This is a genomic window from Bacillus sp. CPT56D-587-MTF (assembly GCF_058792335.1).
In genome coordinates this window covers 4,696,260-4,714,241 of record NZ_JBYTEF010000001.1, presented here as the reverse complement: position 1 = coordinate 4,714,241, position 17,982 = coordinate 4,696,260, and the positions used below count along the sequence as shown (strand labels likewise).

The window sequence follows — 17,982 nt, the reverse complement described above, 5'->3', positions numbered from 1 at the left end:
AAAATGAAAAACTTACAAAGTAAAACAGTATTAAGTAATGGTGTAGAAATGCCTTGGTTCGGTTTAGGTGTATTTAAAGTAGAAGAAGGACCAGAACTTGTAGAAGCAATTAAATCAGCAATTAAAGCAGGATACCGCAGCATCGATACAGCTGCAATTTACGGAAATGAAAAAGCTGTAGGTGAAGGAATTCGTGCAGGTATTGAAGCGACTGGTATTGCAAGAGAAGAATTATTTATTACTTCAAAAGTATGGAACGCAGATCAAGGGTATGAAACAACAATCGCTGCATACGAAGAGAGTCTAAAAAAATTAGGACTAGATTATTTAGATTTATATCTTGTTCACTGGCCTTCAGAAGGAAAATATAAAGATACATGGAGAGCGCTAGAAACACTTTATAAAGAAAAGCGCGTACGTGCAATTGGTGTAAGTAACTTCCAAATCCATCACTTACAAGATGTAATGAAAGATGCAGAAATTAAACCAATGATTAACCAAGTAGAATACCACCCTCGTTTAACACAAAAAGAACTACAAGCTTTCTGTAAAGAACAAGGTATTCAAATGGAAGCATGGTCACCACTAATGCAAGGTCAATTATTAGATAACGAAACATTACAAGAGATTGCTGAGAAACACGGTAAAACAACAGCTCAAGTTATTTTACGTTGGGATCTTCAAAATGGAGTAATCACAATTCCAAAATCAACGAAAGAACACCGTATTATTGCAAACGCTGATGTATTTAACTTTGAATTAACGAAAGAAGATATGGAAAAAATCGATGCGTTAAATCAAAATCATCGCGTTGGTCCAGATCCTGATAACTTCGATTTCTAAGATTAAGGTAAGAAAAAAGAGTGTTGGGAAACCCTTTAGGGTTCCCAACACTCTGGAATCTTTTTTGATTTTAGCGAATAAAAACAACATAAAATAATAGAATTTTAAAAAATAGCCCTCCACCTGACCCTTTTTGGTCAGGTGGAGGGCTATTTTTTTCATGTTTTGACAAGCTGCGGTGAGATAAGCTTGCATTTGGACAGACTTCAGCCCTCGAAACCGGGCATAGCGGTAGCCATGTAGTTCTTTGGCGTCTGCAAAGCTTCGCTCTATAGTGGAACAGCGTACTTTATACAACCTTTTCCCTGTAGCTGTTAGCTTGTTTTTTCTAGCAATATCCTTATATTTCTCCCACACATGATGAGTGATAACTTTTTGTTTTTGTTTCTTTGAAAAGCACACCTCACGTAACGGACAAACAGCGCAGTCTTCTGGATTCGATTTGTATTGACGGTATCCTTCACGATCAGTTGTTACATATTCTAGAATACATCCCATCGGACAAGCGAAAACATTCATTTCTTCTACATATTTAAATTGGCTTTTCGGTACTTCTTTATTCCGTTTTCCAAATCGGCGATACCCCATCACCATAAATATATTCCGTTCTGATAGTTTCTTACAGATATATCCTGTAAAATAGCCAGCATCAAGGGCAACAGCTTCTACTTTGAAGTCGAATTTATCAATCTGAGCTTGGAGGCGTGCTAAATACGGCTCGGAATCTGCCATATTTCCAGCCGTTACATAGGTATCTGTAATAATATTGTACTTCGCATCAGTCGTACGATGATCCAAGAAATGAAAACCATTTGGTTTTCCATCTCTCATTAAAAATCCACTATCTGGATCCGTTGTACTTATACGAGTTTTTTTGGTAGGGGTATCACTTTCCTTTCTAGGTTTTAATTCTTTTTTCCATGTACCTCACGATCTTCGATTACCGCAGCTTCTAGCTCGTCTATATAAAACTTTGCTTTTTCTTTTTTATATTTATGTACAAATTTATTTTTATTGGCATTGGCCTTAATATGTGTAGAATCTGTCATCAGTGCACGTCCTCCTACCATCCGGTGCTCCGTCGCTTGTCTCACAATCTCATCAAAAATTTCTTCGAAAATATTTGTATGAATAAAACGAGTACGACGATTCCAACTGATTGTAGAGTGATCCGGAATAGTATCCGATAGAGAAAACCCTAAAAACCAACGGTAGGCAATATTCGTTTTAATTTCCTTTTCCAATTGACGCTCAGAACGAATACCGTAAAAATATCCAATAAACATCATCTTAAATAAAACAATAGGATGAATGGACGGGCGTCCATTGTTTTCACAGTAATAAGGGCGTAACTTCTCTTCAATAAAATCAAAACTAATTGTCGCTTCAATTGCACGAAGGAAATGATCTTGTGGAACCAACTCTTCTACAGAAACAGATACACGCTCATCACGATGATTTTTTAAAGCACCCATCATAAAAAATCTCTCCTTTTCCTCTTTTTTATCAGTGTTGACACATAAAAAGAGGTTCAGACACAAAAACAGGCTGTGGAGAAGACTTTCTCCACAGCCTGGAAAAAAGAGTGCTTAAAAGCACTCTTTTTTTGTGCATAAAAATAGTTTCTAAATAAATACTACTTAGTATTAAGTTTGTTATTAAGGGGCTGTAAACATGAATATAAAGCAATCGTTCAAACTTTTAGCTATGTTTTTAAGTGTTTTATTTGTGTTATTCCCACTTCAAAAAGCATTCGCAGAAGTGATGGACCATACAAAGTATCAAATGGATTGAAGTTATAGTAAGTCCAAGAAGAAGCCAATTCGAACAGAGCTTATTAAAACGGCAGATGGTAAAATTGCTTTTTGCTTAAATGTAGATTTGAAATCTCCAAGCGGTCAAGATTTACCGGAAATGGGGAAAGTGGATATTAATGTGTACCGTGTACTATTGAATGGATATCCACAAAAGAGTCCACAAGAATTAGGGGTATCTGATTGGAGAGAGGCGCATTACGCAACGCAGCTTGCAGTATGGAATGCGTTAAAACAAATTGATGTTAATGATTTAGATTTCCGAAATAAAAATGTAGAAAAGGTAACGAAAGATATCGTTGCAAAAGCAAGTGCTAGTGAAGAACTACAAGAAATTACGATGAGTGTAACTCCTACAGAAGAACAAGAAGCAGTCTTAAAAAATGATTTCTTTGAAACAGGCTTATATACAGTAGAAACAAATGCAAAAAGCGGAACGTATAAAGTGCAAGCAACAGGTGCACCAGCGGGCGTGAAATTTGCAAATGAAAAAGGCGAAACAAAAACAGAATTTAATGTAGGAGAAAAGTTCCGCATTTTAATTCCGAAACAAACACCAGCTGGTGGATTTAGCTTTAAAGTATCAGGAAATTTAACGAAATTACAAGGGATTGCGCATAAAGGTACACCGACTATTCAAAATGCAGTAGTATTACTTGAGCGTAGTGAAGAAAAAACAAGTCCAGAGTTAGCGGTAAGTTGGAAAAAGGCTGAGGCTCCAAATAAACCAAATAAGCCATATACTCCAAATGAACCGCATAAACCGAATCAAAAGAGATAATGAAAAAGCATTGGTATATGCCAATGCTTTTTCATATGAATTCTTTAAAAGTATATTAAGATAATAATTAATCGAGTGAAACACTATTTTAACGTTTGAAGAAGTATTTAAAAATAATAAAATATGGAGAAATCTAAACGTTACAATAAATGGATTTTATTCACGAAATTGTAACATTATTCTAATTAGAGAGGCTATCAAACAAAGTGTAAAGCGTGTACAATTCAGTTGGAAAAACTACCTATAGATGGTCATATATGAAGAAAATGTAAAACTCTATTGTTGTTCATATTTTTAGATGTATAGATGACAATACTGAAAAATATCTTTTACTATTCTCTTTTTTATGTAGCAAGAGAACTCATCACAAATAGAGAGAAGTGAGGAGGGGATATTACATAAAAATTGTACAATGTAAGAAAGCGAATACATGGAGGGAAATGCGGTAGTAATAGATACAGGTGCGCGAGGTGTTAGTCTATTCGTTAAATGTTTTTATAAAGATAATAGGATTTTTCATTAAACGAATATATAGGATGGTTTGTCTAAAAAAAGGACAGGGGACACAGATTATGTCAAAGAAGAAAAAGAGTAGGGTATTAGTAGCAGGTATATGTATATCTACATTATTATCACCAGTAGCTTTCGAAGCATCAAAAGGATATGCGGCGCCTTTGGAAGAGAATAAGGGCGGGCAGTTGGAAGAGAATAAATTTGAGCAGAGAGTATTTCAGTTGCCTGGGAAAGGTAGCGTAGAAGAAGAAAATAATCGTTTAAGAGTTACTTGGAAACTTTCCGCTAATGAATCGACTGGAATTTATGCAGAGCCAAATGAAGAGATTACAATTGACATAAAAGGAACGCAGTCTATCCAAGCTTTTATTGGAACGAGATCTTATGATGAAAAGGACCCAGAGGAGTTTGATTTAAAACCAGGAAAAAATGTTATTTCATCTTCAAGAGGCGGTATTTTATATTTTTATAATATGAATAACGAAGGAGAAGTAACAGCTTCCGTTACAAATGGTGGTAGTCACTTTCCTTTATTTATTTTAGGTAAGCATACGAAAAAAGATTGGGATGAAATGTTAAAAAAATATAAGGATCCTTATGCAGTTGAATTAAAAGGTGAGAGAAGCTTAATTACTACTACTTACGATTCTGTGCAGAAATATATGAAGAATACGGATCCAACAGATTTAATGAAATTGCATGATAAGATTATCCGTTTAGAAAACGCAGTGGCAGGATTATCTGAGGACAGTGTTGGGGTTGCAAAATCTCCAACTCATTATGTTCAGTTTGTTGAAAAACGGAAGCCTGCTAAAGGGGACTTTATGTTTGCGAAACATTATCATACAGGATATATTCCAACTGCAATGAATAGAGTTTTAGATATAGAGGTACTTGAGAAGGATGGATGGGGACCGTGGCATGAAGTTGGTCATTTACATCAGCAAGAACCGTGGAAGTGGTCTAAAGTAAGGGAAGTAACAGTAAATATTTACTCATTAGCTGTTCAAAAGGCGTTAGGGAATCAATTAGAAATGGATGAGCACTATAAAAACTCATTTGAGTATTTAGAGAAGCCTAAAGCAGAAAGATTCATTGATGACATTAATCCTCTTACAATGTTTTGGCAATTAAATGTAGTGTATGGAGAACATTTTTATCCTAGGTTACATCAAGCTTATCGTTTGTTACCTCAGAGTGAAATGCCTCATTCTGATGAAGAGAAAAAGCAGCTATTTATTTATATGACATCAAAAGTGGCAGGGCAAAATTTAATTCCTTTCTTTGAGGAGTGGGGATTAACACCAAATGATGATATTAGAGAGAAAATAGAAAAATCAAAGTTACCTAAATTAGAAAAGGAAATCTGGAAAGCTACAGATAGTAATGATATTCGTGAGAAGCAAGTTGAACTGTATAAGGTTCCGTATGGTGAACCTGCTAATGAAGTACAAAATCTTTTAGTTGGTACAGATTCTGACGAGAATGAAGCAAGTAAGCTTGTTCGAAATTTAGGTGAGAATGTAAAAGTAACAGGAAAGATTGTATGGCCTAAATTAGAGAATGGGAAACAGGAAGTGTTAGTAGAAATTGGGGATGAGAAAGGAAATAAAAATTCAATTCCTGTCCAAGTTAACGGATTTTATGATGACAGTATAGTTTTTCAAGGACTTTCAGATGATGTAATGTCGACAGTGACACTTCACCGCAATAAGAAGAAATTAAATGTAAACTTTACTAATAATGAAATACATTACCGTTTTGAAAAAGAAGAATATATGGGCTTAACGCTATATGATCGAAATGGGATTGAAAAGAAACGTGTATCAGCAGAAGGACAAGAAACGGGAAAAAGATTTGCGATGGAACTAAATGAATTGGATTTTGAATATGGTGATGTAATAAAAGTATTCCACGCAGAACCAAGCCGTTTGAAGTGGTTTAAAAATAACGAACTTGTAGATCAAGGAAAAGTTAAAAATAAAAAAGAGAAATTATTCCAAATAACTGAGCAAGGGTTCGAATTAAAAGATAGTTTACAAGAAGTGACGGCGAAACTGCAAAAAGTAGTAGTCGGAATGGATGTAGACAAACTAGATCCGAAAGAATTCGTACAAGTAAAAGATGGAGAAGTGGTTGGTTTTGTAGAAAAACCAAATACATCAAAAATTGGAGAACAAAAAGTAAAAATAGAGACGAAGGATGCTTTTGGAAATAAGAAGATAACAGAAGTGCCGCTTGAAGTAATTTATGGAGATAGTTTAGTATTTCATGCTAATGATAATGCAATACGTTCGGTTGTAACATTGCAACATGATAAAAAGGAACTGCACGCAACGTTTACAGGTAATCCTGTTCATTATCGTTATGTAAATGAAGAGTATATGGGGATTACGCTATATGATCAAAATGGGAACACAAAAAAGCGTGTAACAGCGGAAGGACAAGAAACTTCAAAGAAATTTGCGGAGCAAGTGAGTGGAATGCAGTTTGAATATGGTGATGTAGTAAAAGTATTCCATGCAGAACCGGACCGCTTGAAATGGTATCAAAATAATAGCCTTGCTGGCCAAGGTAAGGCGAAAGTAGAAAAAGAATTATTCTTCAAGGTAACTGAAAAAGGCTTTGAAAGAATGGAAACTTTACAAGAGGTAAAGGCAGTACCACAGAAGGTAGTAATCGGAACAGATGTAGAGAAAATAAATGCAAAAAACTTTGTTGAAGTAAAAGATGGAGAAGTAGTTGGATTTGTAGAAAAACCAAATACAACAAAAATCGGTGAACAAAAAGTAAAAGTAGAAACGAAAGATCGATTTGGAAATAAGAAAGTGACAGAAGTTCCTCTAACAGTAACATATGGAGATAGCCTACTTGTATATGGGCTGAGCTATAGAGATGGTGACTTGAAATCAATTGTAACTTTGCATCATGATACGAAAAAACTGAGTGCGACAGATACAAAGAACCTAATTCATGATTACTTTAAAGATGAAAAGTATTTTGAATTCACATTGTACGATAAAGAAGGAAGAGTGAAGAAAAATATAGCAGTAAAAGGTTTAGAGAATACGCAAGAATTTGCTAAGGAAGTAAATGGAATTGCATTTGAGTATGGAGATGTAGTGAAAGTATATCATGCGGAATCTTCTCGTTTACATTGGTATCAAAAAGATGTATATGTGGGCGAAGGAAAAAGTAAAGAGATAAAGGAATTAGTCTTCAAAATAACTGAAAATGGATTTGAAAGATTAGACGGTGAGCAAACAGTAAAAGCAAATCCGCAGCAAGTAGTAATCGGAACAAATAGCGAAACGCTAGACGCGAAGAACTTTGTTGAAGTACAGGGTGGAGAAGTAGTAGGTTTTGTAGGGGAAATAGATACGACAAAAATTGGTCAGCAAAAAGTGAAAGTAGAAACGAAAGATCGATTTGGAAATAAGAAGGTGACGGAAGTTCCTGTAGAAGTGACACACCTTGATAGTCTAGTCTATCAAGGTGTGTCCGATGTTACACGTTCAATTGTTACGTTAAACCATGCTGAAAAGAAATTACATGCAACATTTACAAATGAGGAGATTCATTATCGCTTTGTAAATGAGCAGTATATAGGCCTTACGATTTATGATCAAAATGGAAATAAGAAAAAGCATGTAACGGCAGAAGGACAAGAGACTTCAAAGAATTTTGCTGGGCAAGTAAATGGAACGGCATTTGAGTATGGAGATGTGCTGAAAGTATACCATGCGGAACCGAGTCGTTTGAATTGGTATAAAAAGAATGAGTTAGTTAAAAAAGAGGATGCGATGAAGGGGCAAGAAATATCCTTTAAGATTACTCAAAATGGATTAGAGCAAGTGCAATAATAAGAAAAATCTCGTAAAACATAATGTTTTACGAGATTTTTTTATTATTCAGCTTCAGATACTACTGTGAAGCGTTCGTTTACGTGTTTTGGATTTTCAATTTCATCAAGTGCTGCAACTGCGAAGTCTTCATAACTTACGTAGCTATCACCTTTTGAGTTTACAAGCAGGTTGTCTTTACCAGCTGTATAAGAACCAGTGCGTTTTCCTAATGCGAATAGTGCAGAAGGGCTGATGAATGTCCAAGTGATATCATTTGTTTGTTGTAAGATCTCTAAGTTTTTACCTTGGTTTTGAGCTGTTGCAAGGTATTCGCCTGGGAAACCTGGTGTCTCAAATACACGTGTTGTTTTCTCTTCGTCTACAAATAAGCTTCCAGCGCCACCAACTACAAGTAATTTTGTGTTAGGTGCACCTTTCATCGCTTCAATTAGTACGTTTCCTGCATCTACGTGAAGGTGTTCTTGTCCTGCTGGAGCACCGAATGCATTTACAACTACATCGAATGCTTGCAAGTCGTTAGATGTAAGAGAAAATACGTCTTTTTCTAAAACTTTTACGTTTTCTTCTGTAATTTTTGCAGCGTTTCTTACGATTGCAGTTACTTCATGTCCGCGATCTAATGCTTCTTTTAAAATACGACTTCCTGCTTTACCAGTTGCTCCGATAATTCCGATTTTCATAATAAATCCCTCCAAAGTGTTTTGTTAAAGTGTATATCTGAAAGTAAATGAATTTGTTGTAATTAGGTTTGTTACAACCTGTTGTAATCATTATAGTTACAGGTTGGTATTTTTGTCAATAGGGTTGTTTGTGAATTTATTTTTTGTTTTAGTATGCACAGTTAGAGGGAGGGTAGTCAGTCATAAAGATATTGTTACTGTGAACCTGGCTAATATTTGGAAATTGCAAATTGTCGAAAAATGTTGATTTTTGAATGTTTTTTAAATATAATTCGTTTTATGGAGAAAAGGAGGGGTTAATTGTATGAATATTTTAGAGCAATTTATTTCATCAACAAATACAATTCTTTGGTCATATATTCTTATTGCGATGTTAATTGGTTTAGGTCTTTATTTTTCTATTAAATTGAAATTCGTACAAATTACTCATTTAGGGGAAATGGTTCGACTAATGAGTGATGGATTAACTGGAAAGACGCGTAAAAAAGGTAGTGTATCTTCTTTCCAAGCGTTTTGTATGAGTTCAGCAGCTCGTATTGGTATCGGTAACTTAGCTGGTGTAGCATTAGCTATATCTATGGGAGGACCTGGAGCTGTATTTTGGATGTGGGTTATTGCGATTATCGGGGCTTCTTCAAGTTTCGTAGAAAGTACGCTTGCGCAAATTTATAAAGTAAAAGATGGCAGTGGCTTCCGTGGTGGTCCTGCTTATTATATGGAAAAAGGTTTAAATAAACGTTGGATGGGAATTTGGTTTTCTATCCTTATTACAGTTAGTTACGGTTTAATTTTTAACTCAGTACAAGCGAATACAGTAACATTAGCGTTTGAAAATGCATTTGGTTTAGAGCGTTATATTGTTGGTATTGTATTAGCTGTATTAGTTGCGGTTATTATTTTTGGTGGTGTAAAAAGTATTGCACGTATGTCGGAAATGATTGTTCCGCCAATGGCGCTTGTTTATATTGCGGTAGCTATTTTTGTTGTCATTAAAAACTTCTATTTAATACCAGATGTGTTTACGGAAATCTTTAAAGGTGCATTCGGTTTAGATTCAGCTGTAGGTGGCGGTATCGGCGCTGCGATGAAATATGGTATTCAGCGCGGATTATTTGCGAACGAAGCAGGTATGGGTAGTGCGCCGAACGCGGCAGCAACAGCTGATGTAACGCATCCAGCAAAACAAGGTTTTATTCAAACGATCGGCGTTTTAGTAGATACATTCTTAGTATGTACATCAACAGCATTTATCGTACTATGTTCTGGTGCATATAAAGCAACAAATTTAGAAGGTATTGAATTAACGCAAAATGCATTAAGCTCACAAATCGGCCCATGGGCAAGTAGCTTCTTAGCGATTATTATTTTCTTATTTGCATTTAGTTCTCTTTTAGGAAACTACTATTATGGTGAAACAAATATTGAATTTATTAAGCAAAGCAAAACGTGGTTAACAATTTACCGTATTGCGGTAGTTGGAATGGTATTATTCGGTTCTGTTGCGACGCTTCAAGTTGTATGGAATATGGCAGACTTATTTATGGGTCTAATGGTAATCACGAACTTAATTGCGATTACACTTCTTGGCCGATTTGCGTACGCGGCATTAACAGACTATGTAAGACAAAAGAAACAAGGGAAAGATCCAGTCTTCAGTGCAGATTCTATTCCTGGTTTAACGAATACAGAGTGCTGGGATAAGCCAGTGGTAACAGATAAAGAAAAAGCAGTGTAATTGAAAAGGCGAGCATCGAGGTAAATTCGATGCTCGCCTTTTTTGTTGTAGTAAATGATGAAAAGGGTGAGAGGTAATTATTAATATAACTTTTTTGTTTGTTTCTCTCTCTCTCGTTATTTGTGGGGAACGTACTGTTTTAAAAGTATGGCTGGTCGAATAGGATAAGTTATTAAGTATTGGATAAATGCATGTAATGGCTATATTTTCATGTGAAAAAACACGTATGTTAAAATAATTAACGTACTCATGTTATAAAACCTAACATAAAGTTCTTGATTACTAAAAGTTTTTAGAATATAATTTTCTTATTGTTAGGAAGAGGGGGCAATGCAATTATGGATTTTTTAGCTAAGGTAATTGGGGATATAAATAATATCCTTTGGTCATATATCATTATTGCGATGTTAATTGGGTTAGGACTCTATTTTTCATTTCGTGTGAAATTTGTCCAAGTTCGTTACTTCGGTGAAATGATTCGTTTGCTTGGGGACGGGGCAAGCTCGAAAACGAGGAAAGCGCAAAAAGAGAAGAGCGGCGTATCATCATTCCAAGCGTTTTGTATGAGTACAGCTTCTCGTGTAGGTACTGGTAACTTAGCTGGTGTAGCTATTGCGATCTCAGCAGGTGGTCCAGGAGCAGTATTTTGGATGTGGTTAATCGCGGTAATTGGGGGTGCTTCTGCATTTGTAGAGAGCACATTAGCGCAAATTTATAAAGTAAAAGATGGGAATGCATTCCGTGGGGGCCCAGCGTATTATATGGAAAAGGGTTTAAAGAAACGCTGGTTAGGTGTTGTGTTCTCTGTTCTAATAACAGTAAGTTTCGGATTGATTTTTAACGCTGTACAGTCTAATACTGTAGCGGCTGCCTTTGATGGGGCGTTCAAAACAGATAGTAGATTAGTAGGTCTTGTTATGGCTGGTTTACTTGCAGTTATTATTTTCGGCGGAGTAAAACGAATTGCTCGCGCGGTTGAAATGATTGTTCCAGTAATGGCAATTATTTATGTAGCAGTGGCATTATTCGTTGTTGTAACAAACATTACGGCAATTCCATATGTATTTAAAGAAATTTTCTTACATGCTTTCGGAATTAAAGAAGTAGTAGGCGGAGGATTAGGAGCTGCGATTTTATTAGGGGTAAAACGTGGGTTATTCTCAAATGAAGCAGGTATGGGTAGTGCGCCGAACGCAGCAGCGACTGCAAACGTAACGCACCCAGTTAAACAAGGTTTCATTCAAACTTTAGGGGTATTTACTGATACATTATTAATTTGTAGTTGTACAGCATTTATTATTCTTTTATCAGATGTGCATAATGCAGCTGATTTAAATGGAATTCAATTAACGCAGCAGGCGTTAAGTCAACATATCGGTCCATGGGCTTCTATATTTGTAGCAGTGGCAATCTTCTTGTTTGCGTTCAGTTCATTAGTAGGTAACTACTACTATGGTGAAACAAATATTGAATTCTTAAATGGAAGTAAAGTGCTATTAAATGCATACCGCATTGCTGTACTTGGTATGGTTATGCTAGGATCTGTAGCGACAATTCAAATCGTTTGGGATTTAGCAGATTTATTTATGGGAATTATGGCTGTTATTAACTTAGTAGCAATTGTATTCCTTTCTAAGTATGCTTTCGCAGCGTTATCAGATTATATTAAGCAAAAGAAACAAGGGAAAGATCCAGTCTTTTATGCGGAGTCTATTCCAGGTTTGAACAATACAGAGTGTTGGGGTGAGTCAGCGGTAGCTGATAAAGAAAAAGCGGTATAATGAAAAGGGCATCAAGTGAAACTTGATGCTCTTTTTTGTTTTATTCAACTATTTGCAAATAGTAAAAGACGAACATTCATAGACGTTTTATAATAAAATGTAATTTTTTAAAGAAAAGTGCGGATATGATTTGTGATTTGTGTTAGAATGGAAAATGCCTTTGAAATAAGAGGTTTTATGATCTTTCCTATCCGATTGAAGATTTTGGAGGAGAAATGGAAAGTTCGGATTATTTCTTGTTTTGAATGGTCAGACGTTCAACGTTAATGAAGAGTTAAATGGAGGATTTTATTAATGAAGTTTGTTATGTTCCTTGTAGGATTACTCGTTGTATTTGTACTCGGTTTTCTTATAAGTGCCGATCGAAAGAAGATTAAGTATAAACCAATCGCAATTATGCTTATTATTCAGCTAGCATTATCTTATTTCTTATTAAATACGCAAGTTGGTTATATTTTAGTAAAAGGAATTTCAGATGGATTTGGCGCACTTCTTGGATATGCGGAAGCTGGAATCGTTTTCGTATTTGGTGGTCTTGTTAATAAAGGAGAGGTTTCATTCTTCTTAACAGCGTTATTACCAATCGTATTCTTTGCGGTTTTAATCGGAATTCTGCAACACTTTAAAATTTTACCGATATTTATTCGTGCTATTGGTACGTTGTTAAGTAAAGTAAATGGTCTAGGAAAACTAGAATCATATAACGCAGTAGCAGCTGCCATTGTTGGACAAGCAGAAGTATTTATTACAGTAAAAGATCAATTAAGTAAAATCCCAAAACATCGTTTATATACATTATGTGCATCTTCTATGTCGACAGTGTCGATGTCAATCGTTGGTTCTTATATGAAAATGATCGAACCGAAATATGTAGTAACAGCACTTGTATTAAATTTATTTAGTGGTTTCATTATCATTCATATTATTAACCCGTACGATATTACAGAAGAAGAAGATACACTGAAATTAGAAAATAAGAAAAAACAATCATTCTTTGAAATGCTGAGCGAGTACATTATGCTTGGTTTCACGATTGCGATTACAGTAGCAGCTATGTTACTCGGTTTCGTAGCATTAATTACAGCAATCAATAGCTTGTTTGATACAATGTTCGGTATTACATTCCAAGCTATTTTAGGATATATTTTCTCACCATTAGCATTCGTAATGGGTATCCCGCAAGCAGAAATGGTAACAGCGGGACAAATTATGGCAACAAAATTAGTATCAAACGAGTTTGTTGCGATGCTTGATCTTGGAAAAGTAGCTGGTGATTTATCGGCTCGTACAGTTGGTATTCTTTCTGTATTCCTTGTATCATTTGCGAACTTCTCATCTATCGGAATTATTGCAGGTGCAACGAAAGGTATCGATGAAAATCAATCAAATGTTGTATCATCATTCGGTCTACGCCTTGTGTACGGTGCGACATTAGTAAGTATTCTATCAGCGATTATCGTTGGTGTTATGTTATAAAAAAAGGATGGCTCTAGCTCATAGCTAGGGCTATTTTTTTATGGTAAATTTACATGAAAAAACCAATTAATTAGGAATATATTAACATATAAAAATCTTTTAAAATTTATATTGCATTTCGTCTAGATAACGCTTACAATTTGATTTGTAGGTGGTATCAATTTCAGACTTTCAAGTATGGTAGGAGAGAAGAAGCTACCTTTTATCAATTGCAATTTATGTAAACGCTTACTGATTTTAGATGACAGTTGAATAGTTTTAGGGGTTTTAAATTTTTTTAACAATAATGGTCAGACGTCATTCGTTATACGTTATACGACCAATAACTTGTGGGAGAAGTGGAGGATTCACATATGAAGTTCGTAATGTTTCTAGTCGGTTTACTTGTAGTGTTTGTACTAGGTTTCCTTATTAGTTCAGATCGTAAGAAAATTAAATATAAACCAATTGCACTTATGCTTGTCATTCAATTGGTACTTGCGTATTTCTTACTAAATACAAAGGTCGGATTTATATTAGTAAAAGGGATCGCAGATGGATTTGGCGCTATTTTAAAATTTGCGGAAGCTGGGGTTAATTTCGTATTTGGTGGTCTAGCAAACGATGGACAAGCACCATTCTTCTTAACAGTATTATTACCGATTATTTTCTTAGCAGTATTAATCGGGATTCTGCAACATATTAAAGTTTTACCGATTATCATTCGTGCAGTCGGTTTCCTATTAAGTAAAGTTAACGGTTTAGGAAAACTAGAATCATATAATGCGGTAGCAGCTGCAATCGTTGGTCAAGGGGAAGTATTCATTACAGTAAAAGATCAACTAAGCAAATTACCGAAAAATCGTTTATACACACTTTGTGCATCTTCAATGTCTACAGTATCGATGTCAATTGTCGGTTCTTATATGAAAATGATTGATCCAAAATATGTAGTAACAGCACTTGTATTAAACTTATTCAGTGGATTCATTATCGTTCATATCATTAATCCATATGAAGTAAAAGAAGAAGACGATATTTTAGAATTACAAGAAGACAAGAAACAAACATTCTTTGAAATGTTAGGCGAATATATTATGCTTGGTTTCTCAATCGCTGTAACAGTAGCGGCGATGTTAATCGGTTTCGTGGCATTAATTACAGCAATTAATGGTGTATTCGATTCAATTTTCGGAATCACATTCCAAAGCATTTTAGGATATATCTTCTCACCATTAGCATTCGTAATGGGTATTCCAACATCAGAGATGTTACAAGCAGGACAAATTATGGCAACAAAATTAGTAACGAACGAATTCGTTGCAATGCTTGATCTTGGTAAAGTAGCTGGTGATTTATCAGCTCGTACAGTAGGTATTTTATCTATCTTCCTTGTATCATTTGCGAACTTCTCATCTATCGGAATTATCGCAGGTGCAACGAAGAGTATCGATGGCAAACAAGCAAACGTTGTATCATCATTCGGTTTAAAACTTGTATACGGTGCAACATTAGTAAGTATATTATCAGCGATTATCGTTGGGGTTATGCTTTAATAAATTAAGAAAAGCAATGAGCGTAGGCTCATTGCTTTTTTTGTTTAACTTGCTTTATCCAAGTCTCTTTTAAAACGTGGTTTCTCTAAATAAGTTCCCAGTCTCCACACATATTCCACTGGCCCCATTCGGTATTTCTGGAGCCAATAGGTGCTAACGAATAATTGAATCGTATAAATTCCGATGGTTAAAAGAATACCGAAGAAATAGCCGATTTTCCCGTATAAGCCAAATCCATATGCGTAAAAAATGGTTGTTGCGATAATAGATTGCGCTAAGTAATTACTAACGGACATTTTCCCCATGTTCGCCATGTATGTTAGTAGACGGGTTGCTTTTTTGTAATGGAATAATAAAATGATTGTGCTTCCGTAAAAGAAGGTCATAGTTACTGGTGTAAGGCCATCTTGTAACATAATTAAAACCGGGTGTTTTATGAACATAGCTAAGATTTTAATTGTAAAAGAGAAGAGACCGGTGGCAAACCATATTTTTTTGACAGCAGGTATATGTTTACTGACCTCAAATAGCCAGCCTTTTTTCCCTACATACATTCCGAGTAGGAACAGTGGAGACATAAAAATTATTGCGAAAACTGATATGAAAAATAATCCGAATGCACCGTCAATTCCCATGTAATCAAAAGGATTTTCAGTCAATCTAAAGTTGACGTGATCCATATAGCTTCCAGTTTGATGGACTTTATGTTCTTTTTCAGTATAAGGTGCGAAATCATTTATATTTGTAGATGGATCAGTTTGATAAGACATAAGTGTAATAAGTGCGAGTAGAATAATCGCCCAAATAAGCAAAGTTTTCGGTTTTCGATTGATGAATATCATTAAAAAAATCCCGATTATTCCGTATGCAAATAAAATATCTCCCTCCCAAACAAAAGTGCCGTGAATGTAGCCGAGTAGTAAAAGAATGATAATACGTCTTATGTATGTGGGGAAGAATTTTTTTCCTTTTGTGATAATACTTTTTTGTAACAAAATAATGCTAAGCCCAAATAGAAAAGAAAATAGGGATATAAAGTTATGTGTGCCGAAAAATTGAATAAACCAATTAGCACCTTTATCAAGATCGCCAAATAGATAAGTTGGTTTTTCACTGGTGAAGAACCCAAATTGAATTAATGTCATATTGACTAGTAAAATGCCAAACAAAGCAAAACCACGAATTGCATCAACAGCTTCTACACGTTGATTCATTTTTCCTCTCCTCGTATATTCGTTTTTATATTGAAAATAATACCATTTTATATCTGGCACTATGTCAAATATGAGGAAATTTAAGGTGATTTTAAGATAGAGAGCAAACAAAAAAATCACCTTAATACATGTATTAAGGTGATTGAAATATTACTCAGCTGGAGGCGTAAATGTACGTTTCTCTAATTCAGCATCTAGCATAAACAGTGCGTTTGAATCGCTTGTAATACGTTTTAGTTTTTGGATGATGCTATCGAATGAAGCTTCTTCTTCAACTTGTTCGTCAACGAACCATTTTAAGAATGTAATTGTTGCATGTTCACGCTCGTCCCAAGCGATATCAGATAAGTTGTAAATACGTTTCGTTACTTCACGCTCGTGCTCAAGTGCGACTTCAAAAGCGTTTAATACAGATTCGTATTCGTTATTCGGATTATCAAATCCAGTAATAATAGCGCGCTCTCCGCGGTCATTAATATAGTTATAAAGCTTCATTGCGTGGAAACGTTCTTCTTCAGCTTGTACAAGGAAAAAGTTAGCGAATCCATCATAGCTCTCAGCTGTACAGTAAGCAGCCATTGCCATATAAGCATGGGCAGAGTAAAATTCAAAGTTCATTTGTTCATTTAATGCGTCGTGCAATTTTTTTGATAACATAAAATCCCCCTTAGTATTGTGACAAGAATATTATACCATAATTGATAATATTCTCATTTAGATACTTCGAACCTTTTTGAAAGCTTTGCGACGTGTGCGTCCATAATGTCTTGTAAGTCTAAATCATATTTTTGCGAAAGAATAATAAGGTTAGATAGTACATCGCCAAGTTCTTCTTTTAGTTCTTGTTTTAGCTCTTCTTCTGTTTTCGCATCTTCATCAGGGCGATCGCGGCCAATTTCAATAGCACGAACGACTCGTGAAACTTCCCCAACTTCCTCGGTTAAGAAATTTAAGCGAATAAAGGCATTATACTGTGACCAGCTTCGTTTTTCGTAAAATTCCTCAACCCATCTTTGAAATGCAACGATATCCATTTCTTCCTCATCTCCTCAATATGTTGTACAATGTCAATTGTATCATAACAATATATAGTTTCGGGGTGTAGGAATGAGAAAGATTTGTGTGTTTGCAGGTTCTAATTTAGGGGAGAGACCAGAATTCAAAGAGCAGGCAATGCAGTTAGGTAAAATGTTTGTTGAGAACGAGTATGAGCTTGTATACGGTGGTTCATGCGTTGGATTAATGGGAGAAGTAGCAAACGAAGTTCTTCGTTTAGGTGGACGTGTAACAGGTGTTATGCCGCGCGGTCTATTTCGAGGAGAAATTGTGCATACAGGATTAACAGAATTAATTGAAGTAGAGACGATGCATGAACGTAAAGCGAAAATGGCAGAGCTTGCAGATGCTTTTATTGCGCTTCCAGGCGGATACGGAACGTTTGAAGAACTATTTGAAGTTGTATGTTGGTCACAAATTGGTATACATAATAAGCCGGTTGGTTTATTAAACATAAAAGGTTTTTACGGACCAATTTTGCAAATGGTTGAACGTGCAGCAGAAGAAGGATTTATGAATTCATCAAATAAAGAATTGATCGTTTCAGCTGAGACAGCAGATAAACTAATTCATGCAATCCAAAATTATGAGCGTCCTGTTTTGGGAACGAAGTGGAAGCAACTATCATAGCAAATACGGAAACACATGTCGTTTTAATTTAAGATGGCATGTGTTTTTAATTTGGTTA

11 protein-coding genes and 2 pseudogenes are annotated in these 17,982 nt (G+C 35.4%); 8 read left to right on the top strand and 5 right to left on the bottom strand.

Going from position 1 to position 17,982, the window contains the following annotated elements:
• Positions 1 to 3: 3 nt before the first annotated feature.
• Positions 4 to 843, top strand: coding sequence for an aldo/keto reductase (locus AC3WVZ_RS24380; RefSeq protein WP_000793568.1), 840 nt, complete (start codon positions 4 to 6; stop codon positions 841 to 843).
• A gap of 108 nt (positions 844 to 951) precedes the next feature.
• Here AC3WVZ_RS24380 and AC3WVZ_RS24375 read toward each other — a convergent pair.
• Positions 952 to 2,321 (bottom strand): annotated as a pseudogene (locus AC3WVZ_RS24375) (IS1182-like element ISBth7 family transposase); the annotation flags it as partial.
• Positions 2,322 to 2,517: 196 nt separating this feature from the next.
• Here AC3WVZ_RS24375 and AC3WVZ_RS24370 point away from each other — a divergent pair.
• A pseudogene (locus AC3WVZ_RS24370) lies at positions 2,518 to 3,438 on the top strand (thioester domain-containing protein).
• 572 nt (positions 3,439 to 4,010) lie between these two features.
• Positions 4,011 to 7,814, top strand: coding sequence for a putative mucin/carbohydrate-binding domain-containing protein (locus tag AC3WVZ_RS24365; protein WP_233935528.1), 3,804 nt, complete (start codon positions 4,011 to 4,013; stop codon positions 7,812 to 7,814).
• 44 nt (positions 7,815 to 7,858) lie between these two features.
• Here AC3WVZ_RS24365 and AC3WVZ_RS24360 read toward each other — a convergent pair whose 3' ends face one another.
• Positions 7,859 to 8,497 carry an NAD(P)-dependent oxidoreductase gene (locus AC3WVZ_RS24360; protein WP_000689906.1) on the bottom strand — a complete coding sequence of 213 codons (639 nt, stop codon included), beginning with the start codon at positions 8,495 to 8,497 and terminating at the stop codon, positions 7,859 to 7,861.
• 304 nt (positions 8,498 to 8,801) lie between these two features.
• Between AC3WVZ_RS24360 and AC3WVZ_RS24355 the strand changes: the two genes are divergently transcribed.
• From AC3WVZ_RS24355 to AC3WVZ_RS24340, 4 genes are all read left to right on the top strand, one after another.
• On the top strand, positions 8,802 to 10,232 hold the full coding sequence (locus tag AC3WVZ_RS24355) for an alanine/glycine:cation symporter family protein (protein WP_142408188.1): 1,431 nt from the start codon (positions 8,802 to 8,804) through the stop codon (positions 10,230 to 10,232).
• A 338-nt stretch (positions 10,233 to 10,570) separates the two neighbouring features.
• On the top strand, positions 10,571 to 12,013 hold the full coding sequence (locus tag AC3WVZ_RS24350; RefSeq protein WP_000346373.1) for an alanine/glycine:cation symporter family protein: 1,443 nt from the start codon (positions 10,571 to 10,573) through the stop codon (positions 12,011 to 12,013).
• Between the two features lie 294 nt (positions 12,014 to 12,307).
• Positions 12,308 to 13,489, top strand: coding sequence for a NupC/NupG family nucleoside CNT transporter (locus tag AC3WVZ_RS24345; protein WP_000673841.1), 1,182 nt, complete (start codon positions 12,308 to 12,310; stop codon positions 13,487 to 13,489).
• Between the two features lie 353 nt (positions 13,490 to 13,842).
• A complete protein-coding gene (locus AC3WVZ_RS24340) occupies positions 13,843 to 15,024 on the top strand; it encodes a NupC/NupG family nucleoside CNT transporter (protein ID WP_233935526.1) in 1,182 nt (393 codons plus the stop codon).
• Positions 15,025 to 15,068: 44 nt separating this feature from the next.
• Here the strand turns inward: AC3WVZ_RS24340 and AC3WVZ_RS24335 are convergent, their stop codons facing one another.
• The 3 genes from AC3WVZ_RS24335 to AC3WVZ_RS24325 all read right to left on the bottom strand — a co-directional run bounded on the left by AC3WVZ_RS24335 (position 15,069) and on the right by AC3WVZ_RS24325 (position 17,272).
• Positions 15,069 to 16,238 carry a DUF418 domain-containing protein gene (locus AC3WVZ_RS24335; RefSeq protein WP_001076361.1) on the bottom strand — a complete coding sequence of 390 codons (1,170 nt, stop codon included), beginning with the start codon at positions 16,236 to 16,238 and terminating at the stop codon, positions 15,069 to 15,071.
• 150 nt (positions 16,239 to 16,388) lie between these two features.
• On the bottom strand, positions 16,389 to 16,895 hold the full coding sequence (locus AC3WVZ_RS24330; RefSeq protein ID WP_000949403.1) for a ferritin: 507 nt from the start codon (positions 16,893 to 16,895) through the stop codon (positions 16,389 to 16,391).
• A gap of 53 nt (positions 16,896 to 16,948) precedes the next feature.
• Positions 16,949 to 17,272, bottom strand: a complete 324-nt coding sequence (locus tag AC3WVZ_RS24325) for a MazG nucleotide pyrophosphohydrolase domain-containing protein (protein ID WP_000355744.1) — start codon at positions 17,270 to 17,272, stop codon at positions 16,949 to 16,951.
• A 73-nt stretch (positions 17,273 to 17,345) separates the two neighbouring features.
• On the opposite strand from AC3WVZ_RS24325, the gene AC3WVZ_RS24320 reads away from it, so the two are divergent.
• On the top strand, positions 17,346 to 17,924 hold the full coding sequence (locus AC3WVZ_RS24320; protein ID WP_492226179.1) for an LOG family protein: 579 nt from the start codon (positions 17,346 to 17,348) through the stop codon (positions 17,922 to 17,924).
• Positions 17,925 to 17,982: the final 58 nt, after the last annotated feature.

Bases quoted from the DNA above. Each gene is read 5' to 3' on its own strand.
- AC3WVZ_RS24330 (WP_000949403.1), bottom strand. From the start codon at position 16,895: ATGTTATCAAAAAAATTGCACGACGCATTAAATGAACAAATGAACTTT.
- AC3WVZ_RS24335 (WP_001076361.1), bottom strand. From the start codon at position 16,238: ATGAATCAACGTGTAGAAGCTGTTGATGCAATTCGTGGTTTTGCTTTG.
- AC3WVZ_RS24365 (WP_233935528.1), top strand. From the start codon at position 4,011: ATGTCAAAGAAGAAAAAGAGTAGGGTATTAGTAGCAGGTATATGTATA.
- AC3WVZ_RS24325 (WP_000355744.1), bottom strand. From the start codon at position 17,272: ATGGATATCGTTGCATTTCAAAGATGGGTTGAGGAATTTTACGAAAAA.
- AC3WVZ_RS24345 (WP_000673841.1), top strand. From the start codon at position 12,308: ATGAAGTTTGTTATGTTCCTTGTAGGATTACTCGTTGTATTTGTACTC.
- AC3WVZ_RS24355 (WP_142408188.1), top strand. From the start codon at position 8,802: ATGAATATTTTAGAGCAATTTATTTCATCAACAAATACAATTCTTTGG.
- AC3WVZ_RS24320 (WP_492226179.1), top strand. From the start codon at position 17,346: ATGAGAAAGATTTGTGTGTTTGCAGGTTCTAATTTAGGGGAGAGACCA.
- AC3WVZ_RS24360 (WP_000689906.1), bottom strand. From the start codon at position 8,497: ATGAAAATCGGAATTATCGGAGCAACTGGTAAAGCAGGAAGTCGTATT.
- AC3WVZ_RS24340 (WP_233935526.1), top strand. From the start codon at position 13,843: ATGAAGTTCGTAATGTTTCTAGTCGGTTTACTTGTAGTGTTTGTACTA.
- AC3WVZ_RS24350 (WP_000346373.1), top strand. From the start codon at position 10,571: ATGGATTTTTTAGCTAAGGTAATTGGGGATATAAATAATATCCTTTGG.
- AC3WVZ_RS24380 (WP_000793568.1), top strand. From the start codon at position 4: ATGAAAAACTTACAAAGTAAAACAGTATTAAGTAATGGTGTAGAAATG.